Origin of the sequence: Sulfitobacter sp. M22, assembly GCF_021736025.1 — a bacterium.
GTDB lineage: Bacteria > Pseudomonadota > Alphaproteobacteria > Rhodobacterales > Rhodobacteraceae > Sulfitobacter > Sulfitobacter litoralis.
Genome location: NZ_WMEC01000001.1, coordinates 2,637,042 through 2,662,730 on the forward strand (window position 1 = coordinate 2,637,042; position 25,689 = coordinate 2,662,730).

General features: G+C 60.9%; 19 protein-coding genes. 8 read left to right on the forward strand and 11 right to left on the reverse strand.

Annotated features, from left to right (window positions below):
- Positions 1–36: 36 nt before the first annotated feature.
- From GLP52_RS12955 to GLP52_RS12970, 4 genes are read right to left on the reverse strand one after another with little or no spacing between them, the layout of a single operon-like run.
- Entirely contained in the window at positions 37–2,079 is a 2,043-nt protein-coding gene (locus tag GLP52_RS12955) for a hypothetical protein (protein WP_237272600.1), read from the reverse strand.
- On the reverse strand, positions 2,076–4,838 hold the full coding sequence (locus GLP52_RS12960) for a DUF4159 domain-containing protein (protein ID WP_237272601.1): 2,763 nt from the start codon (positions 4,836–4,838) through the stop codon (positions 2,076–2,078). The genes GLP52_RS12955 and GLP52_RS12960 overlap by 4 nt, the downstream gene beginning before the upstream one ends.
- The gene (locus GLP52_RS12965; RefSeq protein WP_237272602.1) at positions 4,835–5,719 is read right to left on the reverse strand and encodes a DUF58 domain-containing protein; all 885 of its coding nucleotides are present in this window, start codon (positions 5,717–5,719) and stop codon (positions 4,835–4,837) included. Before GLP52_RS12965 ends, GLP52_RS12960 begins: the two co-directional genes overlap by 4 nt.
- Positions 5,716–6,723, reverse strand: a complete 1,008-nt coding sequence (locus GLP52_RS12970) for an AAA family ATPase (protein WP_237272603.1) — start codon at positions 6,721–6,723, stop codon at positions 5,716–5,718. Before GLP52_RS12970 ends, GLP52_RS12965 begins: the two co-directional genes overlap by 4 nt.
- Before the next feature lie 70 nt (positions 6,724–6,793).
- On the opposite strand from GLP52_RS12970, the gene GLP52_RS12975 reads away from it, so the two are divergent.
- Positions 6,794–7,372 (forward strand): DUF1285 domain-containing protein, encoded by a 579-nt coding sequence (locus tag GLP52_RS12975; RefSeq protein WP_093732045.1) that lies wholly within the window; start codon positions 6,794–6,796, stop codon positions 7,370–7,372.
- Between the two features lie 134 nt (positions 7,373–7,506).
- On the opposite strand, the gene polA is transcribed toward GLP52_RS12975, so the two are convergent.
- The 3 genes from polA to GLP52_RS12990 form a co-directional block, all read right to left on the reverse strand.
- Entirely contained in the window at positions 7,507–10,305 is a 2,799-nt protein-coding gene (polA, locus tag GLP52_RS12980) for a DNA polymerase I (RefSeq protein ID WP_237272604.1), read from the reverse strand.
- 119 nt (positions 10,306–10,424) lie between these two features.
- Positions 10,425–11,051, reverse strand: a complete 627-nt coding sequence (locus tag GLP52_RS12985; RefSeq protein WP_237272605.1) for a TIGR02117 family protein — start codon at positions 11,049–11,051, stop codon at positions 10,425–10,427.
- Positions 11,052–11,101: 50 nt separating this feature from the next.
- Positions 11,102–11,281, reverse strand: coding sequence for a zinc-finger domain-containing protein (locus GLP52_RS12990; RefSeq protein ID WP_093732042.1), 180 nt, complete (start codon positions 11,279–11,281; stop codon positions 11,102–11,104).
- Between the two features lie 185 nt (positions 11,282–11,466).
- Here GLP52_RS12990 and gpmI point away from each other — a divergent pair, with 185 nt between their 5' ends.
- From gpmI to GLP52_RS13005, 3 genes are read left to right on the forward strand one after another with little or no spacing between them, the layout of a single operon-like run.
- Positions 11,467–12,984, forward strand: a complete 1,518-nt coding sequence (gpmI, locus tag GLP52_RS12995; RefSeq protein ID WP_237272606.1) for a 2,3-bisphosphoglycerate-independent phosphoglycerate mutase — start codon at positions 11,467–11,469, stop codon at positions 12,982–12,984.
- Positions 12,981–14,111 carry a murein hydrolase activator EnvC family protein gene (locus tag GLP52_RS13000; RefSeq protein WP_093732040.1) on the forward strand — a complete coding sequence of 377 codons (1,131 nt, stop codon included), beginning with the start codon at positions 12,981–12,983 and terminating at the stop codon, positions 14,109–14,111. Before gpmI ends, GLP52_RS13000 begins: the two co-directional genes overlap by 4 nt.
- Before the next feature lie 3 nt (positions 14,112–14,114).
- Positions 14,115–15,452, forward strand: coding sequence for a S41 family peptidase (locus GLP52_RS13005; RefSeq protein ID WP_093732039.1), 1,338 nt, complete (start codon positions 14,115–14,117; stop codon positions 15,450–15,452).
- Between the two features lie 138 nt (positions 15,453–15,590).
- Here the strand turns inward: GLP52_RS13005 and GLP52_RS13010 are convergent, their stop codons facing one another.
- The 4 genes from GLP52_RS13010 to ilvD all read right to left on the reverse strand — a co-directional run bounded on the left by GLP52_RS13010 (position 15,591) and on the right by ilvD (position 19,186).
- Positions 15,591–15,962, reverse strand: coding sequence for a hypothetical protein (locus GLP52_RS13010; RefSeq protein ID WP_093732038.1), 372 nt, complete (start codon positions 15,960–15,962; stop codon positions 15,591–15,593).
- Between the two features lie 9 nt (positions 15,963–15,971).
- Positions 15,972–16,745, reverse strand: a complete 774-nt coding sequence (locus GLP52_RS13015; protein WP_093732037.1) for a DUF6478 family protein — start codon at positions 16,743–16,745, stop codon at positions 15,972–15,974.
- 97 nt (positions 16,746–16,842) lie between these two features.
- Complete coding sequence (locus tag GLP52_RS13020) at positions 16,843–17,439, reverse strand: hypothetical protein (protein ID WP_093732036.1); 597 nt, start codon at positions 17,437–17,439, stop codon at positions 16,843–16,845.
- A complete protein-coding gene (gene ilvD, locus GLP52_RS13025) occupies positions 17,420–19,186 on the reverse strand; it encodes a dihydroxy-acid dehydratase (RefSeq protein WP_237272607.1) in 1,767 nt (588 codons plus the stop codon). Before ilvD ends, GLP52_RS13020 begins: the two co-directional genes overlap by 20 nt.
- A 154-nt stretch (positions 19,187–19,340) precedes the next feature.
- Between ilvD and GLP52_RS13030 the strand changes: the two genes are divergently transcribed.
- The 4 genes from GLP52_RS13030 to GLP52_RS13045 are packed head-to-tail and all read left to right on the forward strand — an operon-like array spanning position 19,341 to position 25,645.
- Positions 19,341–22,442, forward strand: coding sequence for an ABC transporter transmembrane domain-containing protein (locus GLP52_RS13030; protein WP_237272608.1), 3,102 nt, complete (start codon positions 19,341–19,343; stop codon positions 22,440–22,442).
- Positions 22,439–23,329 (forward strand): CPBP family intramembrane glutamic endopeptidase, encoded by an 891-nt coding sequence (locus GLP52_RS13035; protein WP_093732033.1) that lies wholly within the window; start codon positions 22,439–22,441, stop codon positions 23,327–23,329. Before GLP52_RS13030 ends, GLP52_RS13035 begins: the two co-directional genes overlap by 4 nt.
- A 58-nt stretch (positions 23,330–23,387) precedes the next feature.
- Entirely contained in the window at positions 23,388–24,374 is a 987-nt protein-coding gene (accD, locus tag GLP52_RS13040; RefSeq protein WP_093732032.1) for an acetyl-CoA carboxylase, carboxyltransferase subunit beta, read from the forward strand.
- The gene (locus tag GLP52_RS13045) at positions 24,371–25,645 is read left to right on the forward strand and encodes a bifunctional folylpolyglutamate synthase/dihydrofolate synthase (protein ID WP_237272609.1); all 1,275 of its coding nucleotides are present in this window, start codon (positions 24,371–24,373) and stop codon (positions 25,643–25,645) included. Before accD ends, GLP52_RS13045 begins: the two co-directional genes overlap by 4 nt.
- Positions 25,646–25,689 lie beyond the last annotated feature (44 nt).

Consider the following 25,689-nt stretch of genomic DNA (forward strand, 5'->3'; position numbering starts at 1 on the left):
TTCAGCGTTTTACACGCAATATGCGCGGTTTCGTGGTTAACGTTGTCCTTCGCGCAGCCATGCCGCAAGGATCAGCGCACTGCCAAGCAAAAGAACAAGCCACGCCGGAAGGATCGGCATCTGGCGCACGTCCCGCGTTTCATAGGCATTCCGAGGTGTGAGCCCAATCCATCCACGACCCGCAGCGGGGCGACCGACACGTACGTCGCGGATACGGGGCAGACCCTCTTCGATCCGCGCGACGCCGCCGCGTGCGGGGGCCAGTACGGGGGTCAGGGTTTCATCGCTCGCGATCGTTTCGACAAACTCTTTCGGGGCGGCAGGGCCCAAGCCGATCACGGCACTTTGGTCACCATTTTCAAGCCGATATAGCCCAATCTCGGGCCCATCGTACACGCCTTCGAATACGCCGGGAGATGTGGGTGACAGTGCAAGCTGCGCGGTGCTGCCATTGGGATTGGTGATGGTGACAGGAGGAATTTCATCGCCAAGGGTACGGCGGGTGATGCGCATGGTCTGGCCATCGGCGTTTGCGGTCAGCGCCTCTTCTTCCAGCTCTGGTTCTTTCATCATCCAGTGGGCCAGACGCCGCAGCAGTTCAAGCTGCGGCCCGCCGCCTTCATAGCCGCGGTTCCAAAGCCACGCATGATCCGATGTCATCAGCGCAACGCGCCCTTCTTCGACCCGGTTCAGGATCAACAGCGGTCGGTCGCCTTCGCCCGTCATCACGACATCTCCCAAGGGGTCCGTCACGTCGATCTGCCGCAGCCAGCGGCCCCATGTGTCCTGTTCGGGCAAGCCGCTGGTGACCGGATGGCGGTGGCCCAGTTCAGAGACCAAAGGGCGGTACGGCTGTTCGATCACCCGCGCGGTAGGCGTGGCGGGCAGCACGTCTCCCAATGGGGACCGATAGATGCTGTCGGCACTGGCGAAATCCGCGCCGGCTGCGACCAGTACGGCCCCGCCGCCGCGCACATAATTCGCGACGTTTTCCAGATACAGCGACGGTAGGATGCCGCGTCGTTTATAGCGGTCAAAGATAATCAGATCGAAATCCTCGATCTTTTCCATGAACAATTCGCGGGTGGGAAAGGCGATCAGGGACAGTTCGTCCACCGGCACGCCATCCTGTTTTTCGGGCGGACGCAGGATCGTAAAGTGCACCAGATCGACAGAACTGTCGGATTTCAGTAGGTTGCGCCATGTGCGCCCGCCCTGATGCGGTTCGCCGCTGACCAGCAGAACGCGCAGCCGGTCCCGTACGCCATTTATCTGGATCAACGCAGAATTGTTGCGGTCGGTCAGCTCTCCTGCGGCCTCGGGCAGCGAGAACCGGATCACATTGCGACCGCTGTGGGGCAGGGTCACGGGCAATTCGAGGTCTTGGCCTACCGGCACGCGGAAGGTTTGCGGCGGCTCCCCATCGACCGAAATTTCAAGCGGTGCCAGCGCATCTTTTTGCGGGGCGGCACCAAGGTCGTCGATGCGCAGGGTCAGGATTACCGGTTCGCCGATGATGGCAAAGGCCGGGGCGTTGCGTACGGACAGGCGGCGATCCCAATCGCTTTGCTTTCCGGTCATCAGCAGGTGCATCGGCGCGGGCAGATCCACAGGTAGATCAGCGTCATGGATACGTCCGTCGCTCAGTGTCAGAATCCCAGCGATACGGGCGCGCGGTTCTTCAGCCAGCACCTCTGATAGCGCAGTCATCAGCTGCGTACCGCTGTCCCCTTCGCCGTCCGGCACGGTCACGCGGCGCAGTTCGGTGTTGTCGCGGGTCGCGATCTGGGCGGCCAGCGTATCTGCGGCAGTGCTGGTTTGTGCGGGGCGATCCGCGAGTTTCTGACTGGCGCTTGCGTCTTCCAGCATCACGACAATATCCGTGAGCGGCGCACGATCTTCTTGTTGGACGGAGGGGCCGGCGAGGGCCGCAAGAATAACGACCATCGCCGCCCCGCGTAGCGCCCAACCCTGCAACCCGCGCAGCACTGCCAAGGCCACGGCGGCCAGCGCCAGTGCCGCAACCAGCGCCAACACTGGCAAAGGGATGAGCGGATCGAATATAATGCTCGACGTCATTGGCCCAACCTGTCCAGCAGCGCAGGCACATGGACCTGATCGGATTTATAGTTACCGGTCAGCACATGCATGACCAGATTGACGCCAAACCGATATGCCAATTCGCGTTGACGTTCCCCCGCAAAGCCGCGCCCGATGGGTACCATCGGGGCACCGTTCGGCGACACGGCCCAAGCCGCGGCCCAATCGTTGCCGCCAATCACAACCGGGCTGACGCCATCGTTGAGATTGCGAAATGGCATTCCTTCTACCTGCTCTGCATCGGGGGGCGATGCCTCTACCCACAGATCGCGCCCGCTGTGCCGACCAGGAAAATCCTGCAGCAAATAGAAAGTGCGGGTCAGAACGTGATCCGCAGGCAGGGGCTCTAGCGGCGGGATGTCCAGCGGGGCGGCGAGGTCTTGCAGCTTGCGGCCATTGGGGCTGGCGGCTCCGAATCCCGCGATATTCGCATCACGCGTGTCAAACAGGATCATCCCGCCGGACCGCAAATAGGTGTTCAGCTTGGTATAGGCCGCATCCGAAGGGCGGGGCTGCTCTGGCGTGATGGGCCAATAAAGCATGGGGAAGAACGCAAGCTCGTCCCGTTCGAGATTGACGCCGATGGGATTGGCGGGTTCAACCGACGTGCGGAAATAGAGCGTATCCGACAGCCCACGCAATCCGGCATCTGACATCTCGTCGACCGACGCGTTGCCGGTGACTACATAGGCCAGCGTCATCTCTGCCGTGGCGTTGAGGGCAAAGCTGTCGTCTGCCTGCGCATCAGCCTGCGTCGGCCCATAGATCAGCGCGGCAAGGATCAGACCTGCGGCATTGCTGTGTTTCAGAAGCCGCCCAGACAGGGACAGCGACGCGACAACATCGGCCAGCAACAGCAGAATCGACAGCGACAACAGCCATCCGGCAAGCGGCCGTTCATCCACGACATCAAGCCCGCGCACTGGCACGTCCGCAGGCCACGTTGCAGGCCCAAGCGTGGTATCAGCCACCACCACGTTGCGCGCAATACGCCTGTCGCCAGAGGCATAGACCCCCGGCTGCAAATTCGGCCCCGCAGGGGCATCCGCCAGATCAGCGCCATCCACACCCGGCAGCGTGCCCGCGTCGGACAACGTGCCGAACCCGTCCATTACCCGCAGGGGTGTCCACGTCGTCCCTTGCAGCTCCGAGGCCTCGATACCGGCTGAAGATGAAGAAATCGCTAACCGTTCCATCATCTGCACAAATAGCCCCGACAGCGGCAGCGTTGACCATTCGGCTGTAGCGGTTACGTGAAACAAGATGATCTGCCCCTGACCCAGTTGCTTGCGTGTGACGAGCGGCGTGCCATCGCTGAGCGCCGCGATCACGCGGTCCGACAGGGTGGGATCGGGCTGTGCGACGACCTGCGCGGATACAGTCACATCCTCCGGTATTTCCAATCCGAAAAACGGAGAGGTTTCGCGGAAAGCATCGAGTGTTTTAGGGGCTCCCCAGCTCATCGCGCCGCCAACGCTTCGGCCGCCAGACCGCAGGCGCACGGGCATCAGCGGGTCTTCGGTGTCGCGGCTGATATCGCTGGCGGCAATGCGTGGCCCAGCAAAACGGACCAACATCCCGCCCGCTTCGATCCAGTCGAGCAGCGGTGCCTGTTCTGCCTCGGACAGGGTCGCGATATCGGCCAGCACGATCACATCGGGGTTGGCGGGCAGCACATCGCCAAGCGCGCCGTCAATCAGATCGGCGGCGGGGGCCAAGGCTTGTTCGATATAATGTAGCGGCGACAGCAGCTCTAGCCCCTCGCGGTTCTCGCGCCCGGCAATCAGCCCGACCTCGCGCCGCCGCAACGCATCGTCCACAAGCGTTGTCGCCCCGGCCGAGCGTTGGCCTGCAATGTCAAACCGGGTGATCCGGGCGCGCAGTTCAGCGGGGAGCGACAGGGCGGCGGTGGCCTGCGTCGATCCCGCTTCGAATGTGGCGGGCACACTGGCGAGGGTGCGCATATTCCCCGCCGGATCGCGGCCCTGTGCATTGATTGTCACGGCACGTTCGGCAGTGGGCAGGGCGCGTTTGACGGTAAGGGTGATCGCCCCGTCCTCATAGGTTGCGGGCGCCATCGCCAGCACATCGGCGCCGGTCTGGTACACCTCTACGCTGCCCTGATTCTGTAACGCCTCAAGCATCGCATCGCGCCCGTCATAGGCGAGCCCGTCACTGAACCAAACCGTATCGAACCCGCCCAGTGTGTTGGTAATCTCAATCGCGCGGTCGATATCGGTGGGGGCGGGTTGCCATGGTGCGGGCTTGAACCCGGCCAGCCGGCTGCGCCCTGCGTCGGCAGACTGAAAGGCGGGTGCCTCTGGTCGGGTGAGGGTCAGGAAGCCAACGGTGCGTCCGGCGCGCGCCGCACGGGTCAGCTGCGCCTCGAGCGCTTCGGTTTGTTGCGGCCAACGGGTAGCACCCGCCCACGACCCGTCAAGTACGATCAGCAGCGGGCCGGTGCCTTGGGTCTGTTCCTCTTGCGGGTTCAGGATAGGTCCAGCCAGCCCGATAATCAGCGCCGCCACGGCAAGCATGCGCAAAAACAGCAGCCACCACGGCGTGCGGTCCGACACGCTTTCGGCATCGCTGAGGCCGAGTAAAAGCGCCACGCCGGGAAAACGGCGGCGGATCGGCGCAGGTGGCACAGCCCGCAAGATCAGCCACAGGATCGGCAGCGCCAGAAGCGCAAGCAGCATCCAAGGCGCGGTAAAACCGATACCCCCGAACACGGTCATGCCGCCCCCCCGCTGCGCGTATCCAGCGCACCATACAGCCACAGCAGTGCCGATTGCGCCGTGCTGTCAGTGTGGTGCAGCCCGTACTGCCAGCCGGTCAGGGCGCAAAGTTGCTGCAGCTCTGCCTTACGTTCGGCGAGCCGTTCAAGATAGCGGTGTTTCAGGTCGTTCGCCTTCAACGTTTCATGACGCAAGGTGCCGCCGACGCTTTCAAAGATGGTGCGGCCGGTAAACGGGAAGGCCTCTTCCGAGGGGTCAAGCACATGGAGCAACACGCCCCGCACGCCGCGGTCGGCGGCCTTGGTCAGGGCTGTGGCGACTCCCGCAAGATCGCCCATGAAGTCAGAGATAAATACAGCCCGCGCTTGGGGGATCATGGCACGGTGCTCGGGCGGCGCATAATCCGCGGCGTCGTCCTGACACAGCGCTTCGGCAAGTCGCAAAATCTGGGGCCTGCCCGACCGTGGAGGCAGGGCGCTGCCGGTCAGGCCGACGCGTTCACCGCCCCGTTGCAGCAAAACCGCCAGCGCCAGTCCCAGCAGCCGTGCGCGGTCAGCTTTCTGATCCAGCGCGGCGGTCGAGGCAAAGCGCATCGAGGCCCCCTGATCGACCCAAAGCATGACCGACTGCGCGATCTGCCATTCGCGTTCGCGCACAAATTCATGGTCCCCCATCGCCGAACGCCGGTGGTCAATGCTGCGCCGGCTGTCGCCGACCTGTGCCGGCCGGTATTGCCAGAAGTCATCCCCCACCCCTGCGCGACGACGTCCATGCGCGCCCAGCAGAACCGCGCCGGCCAGATGCTCTGCACGGGCCAGCAGCGCGGGCAAACGGGCTGCTTGCTCCTCGGATTGGATGCGAAGGGTGTCGGGGCTGTTCACGCCGCGGCCTTTTTCCCGATCAGGCTGGCCGTGGTTGCGTCGATCAACGTGTTCAGGCTGTCACCCCGTGCGCGCGCGGCAAAGTTCAGTGCCATTCGGTGCATCAAAACGGGGCGGGCCATATCAATCACATCTTCGGCCGAGGGGGCCAACCGCCCTTGTAGCAAGGCGCGCGCCCGCACGGTCAACATCAACGCCTGCGCAGCACGGGGGCCGGGGCCCCACGCCACGGTATCGCGCACGTGTCGGCTGGCGTCGGGACCGTCAGGGCGGAAGGCGCGGACCAGATCAAGGATCAGCTCGACCACGGATTCACCGACCGGCATCTGCCGCAGCAGCGTTTGCGCGGCCAGCAGCTCTGACGTGGTAAACACAGCCGTGGCCTGCGCATCGGTATCGCCCGTGGTCGCCATTAGGATATCGCGTTCTGTATCGCGGTCGGGATAGGCGACGTCGATCTGCACGAGGAAACGATCAAGCTGGGCCTCGGGCAGCGGGTAGGTGCCCTCTTGTTCAATCGGATTCTGGGTGGCGAGCACGTGAAACGGATGCCCCAAGGCGCGGTCCTGTCCAGCGACGGTCACAGTTTTTTCCTGCATCGCCTGCAACAACGCGGATTGAGTGCGCGGCGAGGCGCGGTTGATCTCGTCCGCCATCAGCAGTTGGCAAAAAATCGGGCCTTCGACAAAACGGAATGCGCGGGTGCCGTCGGCGGCGGTGTCCAGCACCTCTGACCCCAGAATATCGGCAGGCATCAGATCGGGCGTGAACTGGACCCGATTGCCATCCAACCCCATCACTGTGCTGAGCGTTTCGACCAACCGCGTCTTGCCCAGTCCTGGCAGACCGATCAGCAACCCGTGCCCGCCACACAGCAGCGCCGTCAGTGTCAGATCAACGACCCACTCCTGTCCGATAAAGCGCCGGTTGATCGACGCCTTGGCCTCGGCCAGCTTTTCGCCAAGCGTCTCGATTTCTGCTACCATATCGCGGGCTTGGGTCATGACTTTTGCGTCCTTGGGGTTATATCAGTTAGATGTAAGTGTATCGTGTGAACAGGAAATGGCAAAAGCAATGAGTGGACAAAAAACCGTGACCCCAACAGCAGAAAGCCTTGCCGCGTCTGTTTCCGCCGCCAAAACACGCGGATTGCCGCCGGTAGAGAAGTGGAACCCCCCGTTTTGCGGCGATCTGGACATGGAGATCAAACGCGACGGCACCTGGTTCTATCAAGGCACTCCGATTGGCCGCATGGGGCTGGTAAAGCTGTTCGCATCGATTCTGATCCGTGAAGACGACGACTATTTCCTTGTGACGCCGGTTGAAAAGGTCGGCATCAAGGTCGAAGATGCCCCCTTTGTCGCCATCGATTTCGAGGCCGAAGGCAGCGGCACCGATCAGACGCTCACGTTCCAGACCAACCTTGGGGATATCGCGGTTGCTGGCCCCGATCTGCCGATCCGTATCGAGCGTGCCCCCGAAACCGGAGAGCCGGCACCCTACGTCCGTATCCGCCGCAACCTAGAGGCGCTGATCGACCGCAAAAGCTTTTACCGGCTGGTCGAACTGGGTCAGCACCACGAGGGCTGGTTCGGCGTATGGTCCGGCGGCAGCTTCTTTGGCATCATCCCGTCGGGCGAACTGCCTGACTGATTTCGGTGCGCGAAAAGCGCCCCGCTGCGACGCGCGACACTGAATGCCAAGATTGGGCCCGGTGCGAAACAGGTCTCGCGGAGCAAAGGCAGCCCTCACTGGATAGCGCTCACCTAGACAAACGGCAAAGGCGCTTAATGCGCCTCCGCCCAGTTTGACCCTATCCCTGCGTCCACCGTCAGCTTTACGTCCAGTTTGACCACCGGATCGGCTGCGTTTTCCATCACATGACGCGCGGCGTCGATCAGAGCATCTTCGGCCCCTTTTTCCACCTCGAACAGCAGTTCATCGTGCACCTGCAGCAGCATCGTGGCGGGCAGGCCCTTGATCGCGTCGGGCATGCGGATCATCGCGCGGCGGATCACGTCTGCGGCTGTCCCCTGGATCGGCGCGTTAATAGCGGCCCGTTGGGCGAACCCCGCGCGGGGGCCTTTGGCGCTGATCTCTGGCGTGTGGATTTTGCGTCCGAACAGGGTCTGCACAAAGCCATGCTCTTTCGCAAACGCTTTGGTGTCGTTCATATAGGTGCGGATGCCGGGGAAACGTTCGAAATAACGGTCAATGAAGCCCTGTGCCTCGGCCCGCGGAATGCGCAGGTTGCGCGCCAGGCCAAAGCCCGAGATGCCATAGATCACGCCAAAGTTGATCGCTTTGGCCTGACGGCGCACGTCCGATGTCATTTCATCGAGCGGAACGCCGAACATTTCTGATGCGGTCAAGGCGTGAATGTCGATGCCGTCCTGAAAGGCCTGCTTGAGCTCAGGGATGTTGGCAATATGCGCCAGAATCCGAAGCTCGATCTGGGAATAGTCCAGCGCGACCAGCACTTTACCCGGCTCGGCAACAAAGGCCTCGCGGATGCGGCGGCCTTCTTCGGATCGGATCGGGATGTTTTGCAGGTTCGGATCGGTCGACGCCAGCCGGCCCGTCGATGCCCCCGCGATGGAGTATGAGGTGTGTACGCGTCCGGTGTCAGGGTTGATGTGGTCCTGAAGCGCGTCGGTGTAGGTCGATTTCAGCTTCGACAGCTGCCGCCAGTCCAGCACACGTGCGGGCAAGTCATGCTCTGTCGCGAGGTCCTCAAGCACGTCGGCACCGGTGGCATAGGCCCCCGTCTTGCCCTTTTTGCCGCCTTCCAGCGCCATCTCGTCAAACAGGATCTCACCAAGCTGCTTGGGCGATCCGACATTGAATTTGCGACCGGCGAGTTGATAGATTTCATCCTCAAGCCCTGCCATCTTCTGCGCAAAGGCATTCGACATCCGGCTCAGCGTATCGCGGTCCACCTTGACGCCAGACCGTTCCATCGCGGCCAACACAGGCACCAAGGGACGCTCAAGTGTTTCATACACCTTCGTCACCTCGACGCGGTGCAGCTGCGGCTTGAACAGCTGCCACAAACGTAGAGTAATATCCGCATCCTCGGCAGCATATTTCACCGCATCGGCCAGCGGGACCTTATCAAAGGTGATCGCGGATTTACCTGAGCCCAACAAAGGTTTGATCGGGATCGGTGTGTGCGACAGGTACCGTTCTGACAGCGTGTCCATCCCGTGCCCGTGCAGCCCGGCGTGCATCGCATAAGACAGCAGCATCGTATCGTCGATCGGGGCGACATTGATGCCGAGTTGCCCAAATATCTTGCTGTCGTATTTCATGTTTTGCCCGATTTTCAGGATCGCGGGATCCTGCAACATCGGGGTCAACAGGCGCAGCGCCTCTTCAAGCGGGATCTGCCCCTCGGCCAAATCGTCAGAGCCAAACAGATCATCGCTGCCACGCGCCTTGTGGATGAGCGGGATGTAGCAGGCTTTGCCGGGTTCGACGCAAAGCGAAACGCCGACCAGCTGCGCGACCATATCGTCCAGCCCCGTGGTCTCTGTATCGACGGCGACATAGCCGAATTCGTAAATCCGCTCGATCCAGGCCTGCAGGGCCTCTGTGTCGCTGACGTGTTCATACAGGTCTGCGTCAAAGGGCACGTCCGCCGCGGCGGGGGCATCGGCCGGGACCGGTGCGTCCGCGATGGTGGGGGCCTCTTTGCCCAACACCTCGGCCACGCGTTTTGACAGTGTGCGAAACTCCATCTCGGCAAGGAAACCGAGCAGCTGCTCGGCGTCGGGGTCGCGTACCTCGAGGTCGTCCAGCGTAAAGTCCAGCGGCGTATTCTCGTCCAGCTGAACCAGATCGCGGGACAGGCGGATTTGATCTGCGTGGTCGATCAAGGTCTGCCGGCGTTTGGGCTGTTTGATCTCGCCCGCGCGTTCAAGCAACGTATCAAGATCGCCATATTCGTTGATCAGCAGCGCGGCGGTCTTGATCCCGATTCCGGGTGCGCCAGGCACGTTATCGACGGAATCCCCGGCCAGGGCTTGCACATCAACCACACGGTCGGGGAACACGCCGAATTTCTCGAACACGCCATCACGGTCGATGCTTTTGTTCTTCATCGCATCCAGCATTTCGACGCCGCCGCCGACCAACTGCATCAAATCCTTGTCCGAACTAATGATGGTGCAGCGCCCACCCGCGGCACGGGCCTGCACGGCGAGCGTCGCGATGATATCATCCGCCTCATAGCCTTGCTTCTCCTTGCACGCGATGTTGAAGGCTTCGGTGGCGGTGCGGGTCAGGGGGATCTGCGGACGCAGGTCTTCGGGCATGGCCTCACGGTTGGCCTTGTACTTGTCGTACATGTCATTGCGGAAGGTGTGGCTGCCCTTGTCGAAGATCACGGCCACATGGGTTGGCGCATCGGGCCCGGTGTTGCCTTCGACATAGCGCTGCAACATGTTGCAAAAACCGGCCACGGCTCCGATCGGCAGCCCGTCCGATTTGCGCGTCAACGGCGGCAGCGCGTGGTAGGCGCGAAAAATAAACGCCGACCCGTCGATCAGATGCAGATGGTGACCCTTGCCAAATGTGCCGGACATGTCGGTGCTCCTCTTTCAGACAAGCCTTCTTTTGTCACGAAGCAGCCAAACTCTCCAGCGGCCAATTGATAGGGACCGGCTTCATTTTGCCACTTAAACTCCCCGCGGAGCGTCCCACGTCAGCGGCGATCGCTTTGGTAAAGTTGATAGGACAGGCTGACCGAAAGAGGCAGCGGCGTCCAACGCCCAAAACGCAAGCCCGCCGCACGCAGCTGGTCGCCGATCCAGACATTACAGGTGCGCAGGATGCTAAAACGCCCCTCGGCCGCAAAGAATCCGTCTGTGGTGGTATACCCTGTGACCCCCACGCGTTCGGGCAGGCCATCGGGCCCGAGTGTAAACTCGGACCAGACATTATCTACCAGCGTGCGATACTGCCGTTCGGTCATGGCGACGCTCCGGCGTTTTATCTGCTGGTTTATTGGGCCGATCACGTCAATCCGCAAGACTGCGTCATCGCCGATAACACCGCGCCAGACATTGCCGGGCTTCAGCTCGCGATAGGTCGGGGTTTGCGTATAAAACTTGCGCGCGCCCCAGCCGATCACCAGCCAGCGCGCATCAGGGTGCGATAGCGGCACGCCACGCGCCTCGAGAGATGCAAAACGCGGCCGCGAAATGTCATCGAGCGGGATCAGCAGATCGTAATGGATCGGTCCGTGGATCAAAAGCACGTCGCGCGAGGGCATCGCACGGTCTTGGGCTACGCCGGGCGCCCAGACGGCACCGATAAGGGCAGCACTCACAAAACACACTGGCAAAAGCGCAAGTGCGCCCAGCCATCGTAACGCTTTGGTCAGACTTTGCCCTCAAACTCGGCGTGGATGAACTTGCAGTCGCAGTACCCACATTCGACCCAGCCTTTGTCTTGCGGGATTTGCAGCCAGACGCGCGGGTGCCCCAAGGCTCCCTCGCTGCCGTCACAGGCGACGCGCCAGGTGGTCACAATGCGGGTTTCCGGTGCTTGGAATGTCATGCTGTCGTCCTTGGCTTTGATGCGCCCATCTTATGACCAAACCGCGCCGGCAGGGCAAGGGTGCGCCGCGTGATTTGGCCAGCGCCAGCTTACAAGTTTGTAATCTGCAATGAATTAGGTTCACCATCCGTCTCAGAGCCGCTAAAAGACGGAAAACCACTGAAAATCTTCGGAGCGGTCTTAGGATGAACACCCCAAAACCTGTCGTATTATGCATTCTGGATGGGTGGGGCCTGTGCGATGATCCCAAAGGGAACGCACCGCTGCTGGCCAAAACACCGCATTTCGACCGGATCATGCAAAGCTGTCCCTCGGCCACGCTGACTACCTTTGGCCCTGACGTCGGGTTGCCACAGGGGCAGATGGGGAACTCCGAAGTGGGGCATACCAATATCGGGGCCGGTCGGGTGGTGGCGATGGATCTCGGTCAGATCGATTTGGCTATCGAAGAGGGGGCGTTTGCGAAGCATCAGCCTTTGATCGATTTTATTGCGACGCTGAAAAAGACTGGCGGTACGGCCCATCTGATGGGGCTGGTGTCTGACGGCGGCGTGCACGGGCATCTCACGCATATGATCGTCGCGGTGCACGCGATTTGCGATCACGGTGTTCCGGTGGTGATCCACGCTTTGACGGACGGGCGCGATGTGGCTCCACGGTCGGCACTGGGCTATTTCGAGACGTTGCAAGCCGCCTTGCCCGACGGGGCGTCCATCGCGACAGTGTTGGGGCGCTACTTTGCGATGGACCGCGACAACCGCTGGGACCGCGTGGCCAAAGCCTATGAGGCGATCGTGCTGGGCAAGGGCCGTGCCGCGCCGACCGCGTCCGCTGCGGTGACGGATGCCTACGGGTTGGAAGAGAACGACGAATTTATTACGCCCACGGTGTTGCATGGCTATGAGGGTGTGCAAGATGGGGACGGGGTGTTTTGCCTGAATTTCCGCGCCGATCGCGCGCGCGAAATCATGTCGGCGCTTGCAGCTCCTGATTTTGATGCGTTCGACACGGGAGCGCGGCCAGCGTGGTCTGCGGTCATGGGCATGGCGGAATATTCCGATGCGCATATGGCGTTCATGACCACCATGTATCCCAAGCCCGAGATCGTGAACACGCTTGGCGCATGGGTTGCGCAGCATGGCCTGCGCCAGTTCCGTCTGGCCGAGACAGAGAAATACCCCCATGTGACGTTCTTCCTGAACGGCGGCGCGGAAACCCCGACGATAGGCGAAGACCGCTTTATGCCAAAGTCGCCGAATGTGGCGACCTATGATTTGCAGCCCGAGATGTCATGCGGCGAGGTGACCGACCATTTCGTGCAGGCGATCAAGGACCGTTATGACTTGATCGTGGTGAATTACGCGAACCCCGACATGGTGGGGCACACCGGCGATCTGGATGCCGCCATTGCCGCCTGCGAAGCGGTGGATACGGGCCTTGGCCGTGTGCTTGAGGCGCTAGAGGACGTCGGCGGTGCGATGATCGTCACCGCGGACCATGGCAATTGCGAGACGATGATTGACCCCGAAACCGGCGGGGCGCACACGGCACATACATTGAACCCCGTGCCGGTTGCGGTAGTGGGCGGGCCCGAAGGGGCCAGTCTGCGCACAGGTCGGTTGGCCGATCTGGCCCCCACGGTCTTGCAGCTGATGGGACTGGACCAGCCGGTAGAGATGACGGGAAAGTCCTTGCTCGAATGATCCGCCTTTGTGCCCTTGCTCTGATGTTCTGGCCCGTCAGCGTGTTTGCGCAGACAGAGGCGGCTGAGCAGGCACGTCGTGCGATGGCCGATCTTGAGGCGGCTTCTGCCCAGTTGGATGCAGCGGATGGGGCGCGGGACCGTGTTCAGGCACTCACCCAGACCATTCAGGCGTTTGAAACGGGTCTTGGTGCCATGCGCGAGGGGCTGCGTCAGGCGGCGATCAACGAAGCCCAGCTGAGCAAGAAACTACAGGCCCGCGATGGCGAGGTCGCGCAGTTGCTGGGGGTGCTCCAAAGCATTGGCGGCAACCCGTCGCCCACGTTGTTCCTGCACCCCGAAGGGCCTGTAGGCACGGCGCGCGCGGGCATGTTATTGGCAGAGCTGACACCCGCGCTGAACACCCGCGCCGATGTGTTGCGGCAGGATTTGCAAGACGTCCAGACGCTGCGCACCCTTCAAACCGATGCGGCACAGCGCCTGCAGGACGGGCTGACCGAAATCCAGCGGGCCCGTACTGAATTGAATCAGGCTATGGCCAACCGAACCGACTTGCCCAAACGCTTTAGCGAAGACCCGGTCCGCACCGCGATCCTGATTTCCTCCTCGGAAACACTGTCGGGGTTTGCCAGCGGCCTTTCGGAAATGACCTCTGAGCCAATCCCGGATGGGCCGGCTGATTTCGAAGGGCAGAAGGGCGAGCTCGCCATGCCGGTGCAAGGCGTGATCCTGCGCCGCGCCAATGAAACCGATGCCGCAGGGGTGACACGCCCCGGTATTATCCTTGCCACACGCCCGCGTGCCATCGTGACATCGCCAACAGCGGCAACAATCCGCTACACCGGCGCCCTTTTGGACCTTGGCAACGTGGTCATTCTTGAACCGCGGGCCGGCGCGTTGTTTGTGCTGGCGGGGCTGGATGTGGTCTATGGCGAGGCAGGACAGGTGATCGCGGCGGCAACGCCTATCGGTCTGATGGGCGGCCCGACCGGGGTAAATCAACAGGCGCTCTCACCAAATGGTGATGGGGCTGGCATAGAGCGTTCAGAAACGCTCTATATAGAAGTAAGAGAGAACAATGTTCCGCAGGACCCGTCAGACTGGTTCCGAACTGATAAGGATGGATAAACGATGAAGAAGTTCGTGATGGCTGCCGTGGGCGGTACGCTGGCAGGGGTAATTGCCACGACGCAGATTGCGGGCCCCTTGCTGGCACAGGAAACTGAAAAGAACAGCAACGTTTATGAACAGCTTGATCTGTTCGGCGACATCTTTGAACGCATCCGCGCGCAATACGTCGAAGAGGTCGACACCGAAGAGCTGGTAGAGGCCGCGATCAACGGCATGCTTACCTCGCTTGATCCACACTCCAGCTACCTGTCGCCGAAAGACGCGTTGAAGATGCGCGACCAGACGCGCGGAGAATTCGGCGGACTTGGCATCGAGGTGACGCAGGAAGAGGGTTTCGTCAAAGTTGTTTCCCCCATCGACGGCACGCCTGCCTCTGAGGCAGGAATCGAAGCGGGCGATTTCATCACCCATGTGGACGGCGAAAGCCTGCTGGGGCTGACGCTGGATGACGCCGTTGAGCTGATGCGCGGACCTGTCGGGTCCGAAATCGCGATCACCGTAGTGCGCGAAGGCGAGACAGAGCCGTTTGACGTGTCGCTGGTGCGCGATACAATCCAGCTGACTGCGGTGCGGGCGCGTACCGAGGGCAACGCTGTTGTTTTGCGTGTCACGACGTTCAACGAACAGACCTACCCCAAGCTGAAAGAAGGTCTGGACGAGCAGGTCGAGGCCGCCGGCGGCATCGAGAATGTCAGCGGCTTTGTCGTTGATCTGCGCAACAACCCCGGTGGGTTGCTGAATCAGGCCATCGCTGTGTCAGATGCTTTCCTTGAAGAAGGCGAGATCGTCAGCACCCGTGGCCGTGATGCGGCGGATGGCGATCGCACTAACGCGACCCCCGGCGATCTGGCCGAGGGTAAGCCGATTGTCGTGCTGATCAACGGCGGCTCTGCCTCGGCTTCCGAGATCGTTGCCGGTGCCTTGCAAGACCACCGACGCGCGATTGTGGTGGGCACAAAAAGCTTTGGTAAAGGGTCGGTGCAAACGATCATGCCGCTGCGCGGTGAAGGGGCGATGCGCCTGACCACGGCGCGGTACTACACGCCGTCGGGCCGCTCTATCCAGGCGCTCGGGGTGTCCCCTGACATCATCGTCGCACAGCCTCCGACCAAACCTGCGGACCCCGAAGACGAGGATACAGCAGCACGCCCCCTGCGTTCCGAAGCAGACCTGCGCGGCAGCCTCAACAACGACAGCCTGACCGACGATCAGGTCGACCAAATCATGGAAGACCGTGCCAAGGCCGAAAAAGCTGCGTCCTTGCGCGAAGAGGATTACCAGTTGGCCTATGCCATCGACATCCTCAAAGGCCTGTCCGCACTCGGCCCGAAAAAGTAAACATCTCACTCAGAAGCTATGCAAAAGGCCGGTCCGCAGTCATGCGGGCCGGCTTTTTGGTTCTATCTGATTTTTTCAAATCGCTCTGTGGTGGCGGCATCCCGAGCCCCATCATAGGGTTGGCGCACACAGCGCCCGTCAGCTGGTTTCGACGCAATGCCGCCGGAAGGCCCGTTTAAGCATATCCAGCTCTGCACGCAGCAAATCCACCTCGGCACGCAGGTTCGGGCCCGTCACCTCGTCCCCGATCAGGGTGATGCTGGCCAGTGTTGTGCCCGATGTCCGATCTGCGACCAGCAGGGTGTGGATGCCGTCGGCAATTGCTGCAGCGGGAACGGGGATGCTGAGCACCCAATGGTCAGACCCCGCGTTATGTACCAGCTTTATGCCCGCTACGTCGGCATCTGCGTGGGTGACTGCAAGATCGGGTTGGGCGTCGCCCGCGCCGGTGACGATCCCTTGCCACGTGCCATCGATCATATGGGTCTTGGTGAGGGTCAGGTTGCTCATGCGGGGTTCCTATAGCTGGGCACGCGGGCGGCGCGAAAAGGTCAGGTCACGCAGCATGATCTGGTTCATCTCGGGGCCTTCAAAAATTAGGTCGATCCAGGCTTTCTCCACGCGTTTTTCGTTCAGGTTGGAATACGCGAGGTCGAACTCTGCGGTGATCTCGGTTTTGTCTAGCGGCAGCTCCTGAACCATTTGTTCGGTATTGGGGCCGTGGCGGATATTGAGACGGGCGAAGATCTCGATGGGTTTTTCCATCTCGATCACAGCATCTACACGCAGGACATGGGTCCGCTTAAGCCCCTCGACGCAGTCATCCGGCAAATCCAGAACCAGCGACAGGAACGACCCGTCAAACCGATAGACCTCCAGCCTCAGCCCATAGGGTGCCAGATGGGTCTCTTCGAGGTTGCGGATTTGCCGGATGCCCAATTCTGACAGGATGCAGTCGTGAAAGATCGTGACCTCATCGCCCATGGTCGCTTTGGGCTGAACGGACGACAGACCAGACTGCGCCAAAGGTGCGCGCCACAGCTGCGGACGCCAAGACCAGTCAGTGTTATGGGGCCGAGAGAACGTGTCAGAGCCGATGCGGGGCAGGGCAAGTCGGTCTTCGGCGGTATAGATCAGCTTGTCGAGATGTCGGCGCAACGCGCGCGCGTGACCCGCTTGCTTGCGCAGCACCGAGATGTCGGTGTGGGGGGCACGGTCTGCCTTGGCTGACCAGCGGCGGGTGAACCGCGCGATCATGGCGCTGTCGATCAGCTTTTTCCCAAGTTTGCGCATGGTGCCTGTTGCCCCGATTAAGGATTGGGTTGTTGGTTGTACCCTACCGGCTGCGGCTTGGGGGCACAAATGAAATGGGCGGGGTGTAATTGGCGTGTTAATTGCGCTTGGCGACAGTGGTTTGCGCGGGTGCGCTTGCCTTCATGCTACGGGTGATCAACTGAGACAACACCCCGCGCCCTGAGGCGCTTGCGATATCGCCGCGTTCCGGACCGTAGACCGCGATGCCGGCGGTCTGTGTGCCCATCCGTGCCACGCCGCGCCATTGGTTCGGGGAAAGACCGCCAACAGGAATACGGCCTTGAGCGCGGAAAGTGACGTGATTTTCGCCCTTTTCCACATTGCTCACGTTTTGCAGCGCGGTTTCTGCCGCGATCTGCTGTGCGCTTGGCAAGAGGCCGGATTTGGACGGGGTCAGGCTGACCGTGATCAACCCGCGCGGTGCAGCTCCCGCAGAGGCAGGTGCCCCTAACCCGTCACAGCGTGCAACCACGGCAAAGCGGGGTTCAAGGCTGGTCTGGTCGATGCAGAAACCGTCGGGGGCGACCAATACGACCCCGCCGGCCATTTTTGCACGCGACAGCGGTGGCTTGGCAGCACCCGAAGACGCGCCAAACCCCTGACCGCCCTCGCAGGCGGTCAGAAGCACCAGCCCAAGGGCCGCGAGCGGACCTTTACAGGTCCATGTAGTCATGGGTTTCCGCCTTTGCGCCGGGATGCGTGACCGCACCCAGATAGGTTGGGCCCACAAGCTGCGCGTATTTCCACAGTGCGCCGCTTTGGTAGTTGGTCTTGCGCGCACCGGGCCAAGCGGCTTTACGCTCTGCCATTTCATCGTCCGAGATATCGACCGAGATAGAGCCGGTGATCGCGTTCAACGTGATCATGTCGCCCGCCTTGAGCAGGGCAATCGGGCCGCCATGTGCGGCTTCGGGACCAACGTGACCGACGCAGAAACCGCGTGTCGCACCAGAGAAACGGCCGTCAGTGATCAGCGCGACCTTTTTGCCCATGCCCTGACCGGAAAGTGCCGCTGTTGTCGCCAGCATTTCGCGCATGCCGGGGCCACCGGCGGGGCCTTCGTTGCGGATCACGAACACGTCGCCTTCGCTGTAGGCGCGGTTTTGCACGGCTTCGAATGCGTCTTGCTCACATTCAAAGATCAGCGCCGGACCGGTAAACACGATGTCCTCTTCGGACATGCCCGCGATTTTCACGATCGCCCCTTCGGGGGCCAGATTGCCTTTCAGGCCAACGACGCCACCGGTTTTGCTGATCGGCGTTTCGATGGCGTGGATGACTTTGCCGTCGGCTTCGCGTTCGATCATGTCCAGCTCCTCGCCGATAGGCCGGCCCGAAGCTGTCAGACAGTCGGCGTGCAGCAGACCGGCCTTGCGCAGTTCTTTCATCACGACAGGCACACCGCCCGCGTCATACAGGTCTTTCGCCACATGCGACCCGCCGGGTTTCATGTCGACGAAATAAGGCGTGTCACGGAAGATTTCGCACACATCGCTGAGGTCAAACGAGATGCCCGCCTCGGCGGCCATGGCTGGCAGGTGCAGGCCGGCATTCGTCGACCCGCCCGTGCAGGCCACGATCCGTGCCGCGTTTTCAAACGCTTCGCGGGTGCAGATGTCGCGCGCACGAATGTTCTTTTCGATCAGGTGCATCACCGCTTCGCCCGAGGCGGCCGCATAGGCGTCGCGGGATTCATAGGGCGCGGGCATGCCAGAGGAGTTCAACAGCGCCAGACCGATTGCCTCGGATACGCAGGCCATGGTGTTGGCGGTGAACTGGCCACCACAAGCACCGGCCGTCGGGCAGGCCACGCGTTCCAAAATCTCGAGCGCGGCTTGCGACATGCTGCCGTTCTGGTAGTTGCCCACAGCCTCGAACACGTCTTGCACGGTCAGATCACGACTGGCGAAATCGGCAGGCACATCGGCCCCTTCCGGTACTTTGCCCGGCAGGATCGACCCACCGTAGAGGAACACGGACGGCACGTTCAGCCGCAGCATCGCCATCATCATGCCAGGCAGCGATTTGTCGCAGCCCGCAAGACCGACAATCGCATCGTAGCAGTGACCGCGCATGGTCAGCTCTACCGTGTCGGCAATCGCTTCGCGTGATGCAAGCGACGACCGCATGCCTTCGTGGCCCATGGCGATGCCGTCGGTCACGGTGATGGTGGTGAATTCACGCGGCGTGCCTTGCTGCGCCTTAACGCCGATCTTGACCGCTTGGGCCTGACGGTTCAACGCGATGTTACACGGGGCCGCTTCGTTCCAGCAGGTTGCCACGCCCACCAGAGGCTGGTGAATCTCTTCTTCGGTCATGCCCATTGCGTAGTAATAGGACCGGTGCGGCGCGCGCTCTGGTCCTTCGGTCACGTGCCGGCTTGGCAGTCTGGATTTATCAAAGCGGGTGTTGGTGGACATGTGGCAGGCCTCCCTGAGTGGACGTTTACACCGGAATAGCCACCCAGACCTGCCGCTGCAAGGCTCAAGCCACCAGTTGAACAGCGGGGGCTCTGCGCGTAGGTGTTTAGCCGAACCTTGGCTCTGTGCCGCCCCCTAGCGAAAGCGACCCTGCATGGAGCAGTCGATTTTTTCCTTTATTTGGAAATACTCCCGTCGGGAACAATTGGTTTTGCTTGTCCTGACGCTGATTACCTTCCCTTTCCTCTATATCACGCTCGAACTGCCCAAGCGTATCATCAACGACGCTATCGGGGCCGAGACGGATGTGATCGACGCCTTCGGAATGTCGTTCAGTCAGGTGCAATTCCTGATGCTGCTGTGTTTTGCCTATCTGTTTGCGGTGCTGATCCACGGTCTGATGAAGATGCGTCTGAACACGATGAAGGGCGTTCTGGCTGAACGGCTTTTGCGGCGGTTCCGGTATCAGCTGATCGCCCGCATGATGCGGTTTCCACGCAGCTATTACGAAAATACCAGCCAAGGCGAACTGGTGTCGATGGTCACCTCGGAGGCGGAGCCGATGGGCGGGTTGATGGGCGATGCCGTTGCCCAACCCGTATTTCAGGCGGGGCAGATGTTGATCATTCTGCTGTTCCTCTTTTTGCAATCCCCGTGGTTCGGACTGGCAGGCGTCGCGCTGATCCCGTTGCAGGCCTATCTGATCCCCATGCTGCAACGGCAGATCAACCTGCTGAACAAAGACCGCATCAGAGAGGTGCGCCACCTGTCGTCAGAGATTGGCGAAACCGCGGCCGGCATCACGGACCTGCGCACCAATGGCGGCTGGCGCTACCGTTTGGCACTGTTCACTGACCGGCTGGGGTACTTGTTCGAGGTCCGCTTTCAGATCTACCAAAAGAAATTCTTTATGAAGTTTCTGAATAACTTCATCACCCAGCTGACACCGTTCTTTTTCTATGCTGTCGGGGGGTATCTTGCGATCAAGGGACAGATCACCGTCGGCGCGCTGGTCGCGGCGCTGGCTGCCTACAAGGATTTGTCGAGCCCGTGGAAAGAGCTGCTAACCTACTACAACCAAACGCAGGATATGTCGCTGCGGTGGGATGTGGTTGTTGAACGGTTTGCGCCCCGCGGAGAGATTGACGCAAGCCTGTTCGAGGGCGAGCCCGCCGAAATCCCCCACCTGCGCGGAGCTATCGTGCTTGAACACGTGTCCCTGCGCACGCCGGATGGCAATACGATCCTGGATGATCTCAACCTCGAGATTCCCAAGGGCGCACGGGTGGCAATCGAGATGCCTAACCAGACCGAACGCACCGCCTTGGCAGAGCTTCTGACCCGGGAAGCGTTACCGACCCGAGGTCGGATCACCATGGCAGGGCACAATCTGGCAGAGCTGCATCAGGCGGTGTTGGCCGCACGCATCGGCTATGCCCACTCGAACCCCTATCTGTTTCAGGGCACGGTCGGGGATAACCTGCTGATGTCGCTCAGGTCGAGCCCAAAGACCGTGCTATGGGACCCGAAAATGACCGACCGAGCGGCGATAGAAACGCAGCGATCGGGCAACAGTCTGGACAGCACCAAAGCCGATTGGCTGGATCCGGGGCTGGCCGATTTGAACACCCGCACCGATATTTATGATTGGTGGTATCAACTGGTCAACGCCGTGGGCACCCAAGACGTGATGTTCCGCGCCATGGCCGTCGATCGGATGAATCCGGAGCAACACCCTGAACTCGCGGCGCGTGTCGTGGCCTTGCGTGACGAGGTGCACGACCGGCTCAAGGAACAGGGGCTTGATAAAGTGGTGCATCGCTTTGACCCCGACCGGTTCAACCCGGCGTTGGCGCTTGGGGGCAACCTGATGTTCGCCGCGCCGATCCGTAGCATTTCACAAGCCGGTCTCGCGTTAGAACGCAGCTTTCTGGCGATGATCATTGAACAGGGGCTTGCCGAGCAGGGGATCGCGATTTCCCAGACGCTGGTGGAAACGCTGCACCAAACCTTTGGCCGCGATGGCACAGACCACCCGTTGTTCACAGCCCTTGGCATCGAAGAAGAGCTGTACGATCAACTGGTCGATATCGCGCTGCGCCGCCGCGCCAAAGGGGACGAAGCGCTCAGTGAGGATGAATTTTCGCTGCTGCTGACCGTGCCGTTCGCCTTTACCGCCGAACAGATCGGCCCTGCATTTCCCGAAACCTTCAAGGATGAAATCCTCAGGATCCGTAAAAATCAGGGGGCCGCGATGCGCGAACGGGCACGCGACCTGTTCGTACCAATTGCGTCCGACCAATATTTGCCGCGCCTGACTGTGCTTGAAAACGCGCTGTACGGCCGGATATCTGCTGTGGCGGGTCTGCAGGCTGATCTTATCCTTGATGTGGTGTCGGATGTGTTCAAGAAGCACGGTCTGCAACAGGATGTGGCGCTGAACGTCTTTGATCTGCCGGTCAGTATCGGCGGGTCGAACATATCGACGATGTTTCAAGAACGGGCAGGGTTCAGCCGCGCAGCGATGAAGCGCCCCGATATCTTGATCCTGAACCAGTCCCTTGCGGGTCATGATGCCGAAGGTCTTTCGCGTTTGCGCAACAAGATAGGTGAACTGCTGCCCGAAACGACCCAGATTTTCATGAACACCACATTCGCCAATCCCGATGATTTTGACGTCTACATCAAAATACGCGGCGGGCGCGTTGATGGTCTGGCACAGGTTGATACGCCGAACCAGGATGACAGTATTTCCGATGATTTACGGCGCAAACTTCGGATCATCGCGCGCAACGAATTGTTCGGAAACCTCGACTCGCGCAATCAAAGGCTGCTGGCTTTTGCCGCGCAGTGGTTCTCTGTCGACAAAGGAGAGGTGATCTTTGCGCAGGATCAGCGCCCGGATGCGGTATATCTATGTCTGGCGGGCAAGGGAGAACTCACTTGGCGTGACCCAGAAGGCTTGGCGCATCACGTATCGACCGTCGAAAAGGGCCGGTTGATCGGCGACCTTGCCGTCATCGTCAACGAGCCGCGGCAGATGGATTTTGTCGCGCTTGAAGACAGCCGGTTTTTGCGGATCGGCGCAGATCAGTTCCGGTCGGTGGTCGAAAACGACCGTTTCATCCTGCTGAGCCTCCTGCGGACCGTGTCGGGCCATCTGACCAACGCCGCCGACTTGCTTCGTGCGGCACGGGTGGATATCCCGCGCGAAGACGAAGCCTTGCCCCCGCCCGTAGGAGACGACCCCGCGTGACCCGATACGCTGCCCACAAAGCCTTTATCGCGCCTGCGATCCCTTCGGCAGCACCGTGGCGTCTGATCGTCGGATTTCTGGCGGCAACCGCGATCTATCTGCTGCTGAACAACCTGATGTTCACGACGCTTTTCAAACTGATGGGCCCGCGTGCGGATGGCTTCTATGATAGCTTGCTCACGGGCCAAACGCCTATGGCGATGCTTTTGCTGCTTGGCAGTTTCGGCCTGATGATTGTCGGCGTGGCAGTGGTGGCGCGCCTGATCCACAAACGTCCCGTGCGGGGCCTGATGGGGCCGGCACATCTGGTGGCACCGCAATTCTGGGCCGTACTCAAGATACTGGTGCTGCTGGGGGTGGTCACGTATCTACTGCCACCGTGGGACCTTGGGGCGCCCTATGTGCCCAACCTCGCGCTTGGCACATGGCTGCTGCTGCTCCCATTTTCTCTGTTGGGGGTGCTGGTACAGGTCAGCGCCGAAGAGATCGTCTTTCGCGGATATGTACAACAGCAGCTTGCGGCGCGGTTCAGCTCTCCGCTGGTGTGGATGGTATTGCCGGCAGTGATCTTCGCGCTTGGCCACTATCTGCCCGATCAAGCCGGCGAAAATGCGCTGGTCATTGCGCTTTGGGCCGGTGTCTTCGGGATGTTGATGGCCGATCTGACCGCGCGGGCAGGGTCGCTGGGGCCAGCCATTGCTGTGCATTTTTGCAATAACGTCGCAGCGATCGTGATCACCTCTATGCCTGATGATCTGTCGGGGCTGGCGCTGTATCTGACCCCCTTTGGAATGAACGACACCGAGGCCTTGCGCGCTTGGCTGCCTGTCGATTTCGCGCTGATGATGGTCAGCTGGCTTGCCGCGCGACTGGCGATCCGGCGTTGATTGCAATTTACATCGCGTCAGCTTATCTGGAAAGCGAAACTGGAAGCAAAGGTTCACCATGAACTGGATCAACAACTACGTCCGTCCCCGGATCAATTCGATCTTCTCGCGCCGCGAGACCCCGGACAATCTGTGGACGAAATGCGAAGAATGCGGCACCATGCTGTTCCACCGCGAGGTGTCGGACAACCTGAACGTCTGCACCAGCTGTGGTCACCACATGGCGATTACCCCGCGCGAACGGTTCAAAGCGTTGTTCGACGGCGGCATTTTTACCGAGGTAAAAGTCCCCGCGCCAACGCCGGACCCTTTGCACTTTCGCGATCAAAAGAAATACCCTGACCGCCTGAAGGCCGCCCAAAAGCAGACGGGCGAAGCCGAGGCCATGCTGGTCGCCACCGGTGAAATCGGCCGCACGCAAATCGTTGCGGCGGGGCAAGATTTCTCGTTTATGGCCGGGTCGATGGGCATGTATGTCGGGAACGCCATCATCGCCGCGGCCGAAAAGGCGGTAAAGCTGAAATGCCCGCTGGTGCTCTTCTCCGCCGCAGGTGGCGCGCGCATGCAAGAAGGCATCCTGAGCCTGATGCAGATGCCCCGCACCACCATCGCTGTGCAAATGCTGAAAGAAGCCGGACTGCCCTATATTGTTGTGCTGACGCACCCCACCACGGGCGGCGTCACTGCGAGCTATGCGATGTTGGGCGACGTGCAGATTGCCGAACCTAATGCGCTGATCTGCTTTGCCGGACCTCGGGTCATCGAACAGACCATCCGCGAAAAGCTGCCCGAAGGGTTCCAGCGCGCCGAATATCTTCTGGACCACGGTATGCTGGACCGCGTGACGCCGCGCACAAAGATGCGCGACGAGCTGATCGATATCACGCGCATGCTGATGAAGCTGCCTCCTGCGGTACGGGGTGATCTGCCGGCACCCACCGAGGGCGGCGATCTATCCCATGCGTTGACCCCCGCACCTGAGGCCGACAGCACAGCTGTTGCTGCGACGCCCAAGAGTACGGCTTTGGACGCTAAGGCGAAATGACGCAGAAGACATCGGATGCAGTGCTGGCGCACATGATGGCGCTGCATCCCAAGATCATCGATCTGACGCTAGATCGCATGTGGCGGTTGCTTGATGCTTTGGGTAACCCACAGAATGATCTGCCGCCCGTCATCCACATCGCCGGGACCAACGGCAAGGGCTCTACCCAAGCGATGATCCGCGCCGGGCTCGAGGCCGATGGCCATCGCGTGCATGCGTATACGTCACCGCATCTCGCGCGTTTTCACGAACGCATTCGCCTTGCCGGAGAGCTGATTTCCGAAGCCGCGCTGACTGAATTGCTGGATGAATGCTATGCCGCGAACAATGGCGAAAGCATTACATATTTCGAGATTACAACCTGCGCCGCGCTGCTGGCTTTTGCCCGTACTCCGGCGGAGTATACCTTGCTCGAGGTGGGCCTGGGCGGGCGTCTGGATGCGACGAATGTTGTGGACCAACCTGCGTTGACAGTGATCACGCCGGTGTCCATCGATCACCAGCAGTTTCTGGGCACGACCCTGCCCGAGATCGCAGGCGAAAAAGCTGGCATCATCAAGCGGCGCGTCCCTTGCGTTGTCGGCCCTCAACAAGACGCGGCCCTCGAGGTAATAGAAGCACAAGCCGCCCGTAACCATGCCCCAATCCTCGCCTACGGCCAGCAGTGGCATGTCGGGCAAGAGGCCGGTCGTATGGTCTATCAGGATGACGCGGGGCTGCTTGACCTGCCCAAACCTAACCTATTGGGCGCACACCAGATTTCTAATGCGGGTGCGGCTTTGGCAGCGCTAAGGCAGTTGGGTGTCTCGGCCGAGGCCTGCGAGGCAGCCGTCACCCGTGCCGCGTGGCCTGCACGGATGCAGCGGCTGCGCGAAGGGCCATTGGTCGACAGCGCACCCCAGGCTGAATTATGGCTGGACGGGGGGCATAATCCGGCTGCGGGCGATGCGATCGCGGCTGTCCTGGACGCACTTCCCGCGCGTCCGACGTATCTCATTTGTGGCATGTTGAATACAAAGGACATCGGCGGCTATCTGCGTCCGTTGGCCGGGCATGCAGAAAGGCTGTTTGCGGTATCCATTCCGGGAGAGGCGGCGACCCTGCCCGCAGATGAAACCGCGCAGGCCGCAGCCGAGGCCGGATTGTCCGCATACGAAGCGCCAGGGGTGGCCGAAGCACTGGCAACTATCGTCGCGAATGTGCCCCATGCGAGGGTGTTGATCTGTGGATCGCTGTATCTCGCCGGAGCTATTTTACGGGAAAACGGATAGCGTTTTAACTAATAGAATTGGCAATATTTACGATTTATAGGGGA

Bases quoted from the DNA above. Each gene is read 5' to 3' on its own strand.
- GLP52_RS12955 (WP_237272600.1), bottom strand. From the start codon at position 2,079: ATGACGTCGAGCATTATATTCGATCCGCTCATCCCTTTGCCAGTGTTG.
- GLP52_RS12960 (WP_237272601.1), bottom strand. From the start codon at position 4,838: ATGACCGTGTTCGGGGGTATCGGTTTTACCGCGCCTTGGATGCTGCTT.
- GLP52_RS12970 (WP_237272603.1), bottom strand. From the start codon at position 6,723: ATGACCCAAGCCCGCGATATGGTAGCAGAAATCGAGACGCTTGGCGAA.
- GLP52_RS12975 (WP_093732045.1), top strand. From the start codon at position 6,794: ATGAGTGGACAAAAAACCGTGACCCCAACAGCAGAAAGCCTTGCCGCG.
- polA (WP_237272604.1), bottom strand. From the start codon at position 10,305: ATGTCCGGCACATTTGGCAAGGGTCACCATCTGCATCTGATCGACGGG.
- GLP52_RS12990 (WP_093732042.1), bottom strand. From the start codon at position 11,281: ATGACATTCCAAGCACCGGAAACCCGCATTGTGACCACCTGGCGCGTC.
- gpmI (WP_237272606.1), top strand. From the start codon at position 11,467: ATGAACACCCCAAAACCTGTCGTATTATGCATTCTGGATGGGTGGGGC.
- GLP52_RS13000 (WP_093732040.1), top strand. From the start codon at position 12,981: ATGATCCGCCTTTGTGCCCTTGCTCTGATGTTCTGGCCCGTCAGCGTG.
- GLP52_RS13005 (WP_093732039.1), top strand. From the start codon at position 14,115: ATGAAGAAGTTCGTGATGGCTGCCGTGGGCGGTACGCTGGCAGGGGTA.
- GLP52_RS13010 (WP_093732038.1), bottom strand. From the start codon at position 15,962: ATGAGCAACCTGACCCTCACCAAGACCCATATGATCGATGGCACGTGG.
- GLP52_RS13015 (WP_093732037.1), bottom strand. From the start codon at position 16,745: ATGCGCAAACTTGGGAAAAAGCTGATCGACAGCGCCATGATCGCGCGG.
- GLP52_RS13020 (WP_093732036.1), bottom strand. From the start codon at position 17,439: ATGACTACATGGACCTGTAAAGGTCCGCTCGCGGCCCTTGGGCTGGTG.
- ilvD (WP_237272607.1), bottom strand. From the start codon at position 19,186: ATGTCCACCAACACCCGCTTTGATAAATCCAGACTGCCAAGCCGGCAC.
- GLP52_RS13030 (WP_237272608.1), top strand. From the start codon at position 19,341: ATGGAGCAGTCGATTTTTTCCTTTATTTGGAAATACTCCCGTCGGGAA.
- accD (WP_093732032.1), top strand. From the start codon at position 23,388: ATGAACTGGATCAACAACTACGTCCGTCCCCGGATCAATTCGATCTTC.
- GLP52_RS13045 (WP_237272609.1), top strand. From the start codon at position 24,371: ATGACGCAGAAGACATCGGATGCAGTGCTGGCGCACATGATGGCGCTG.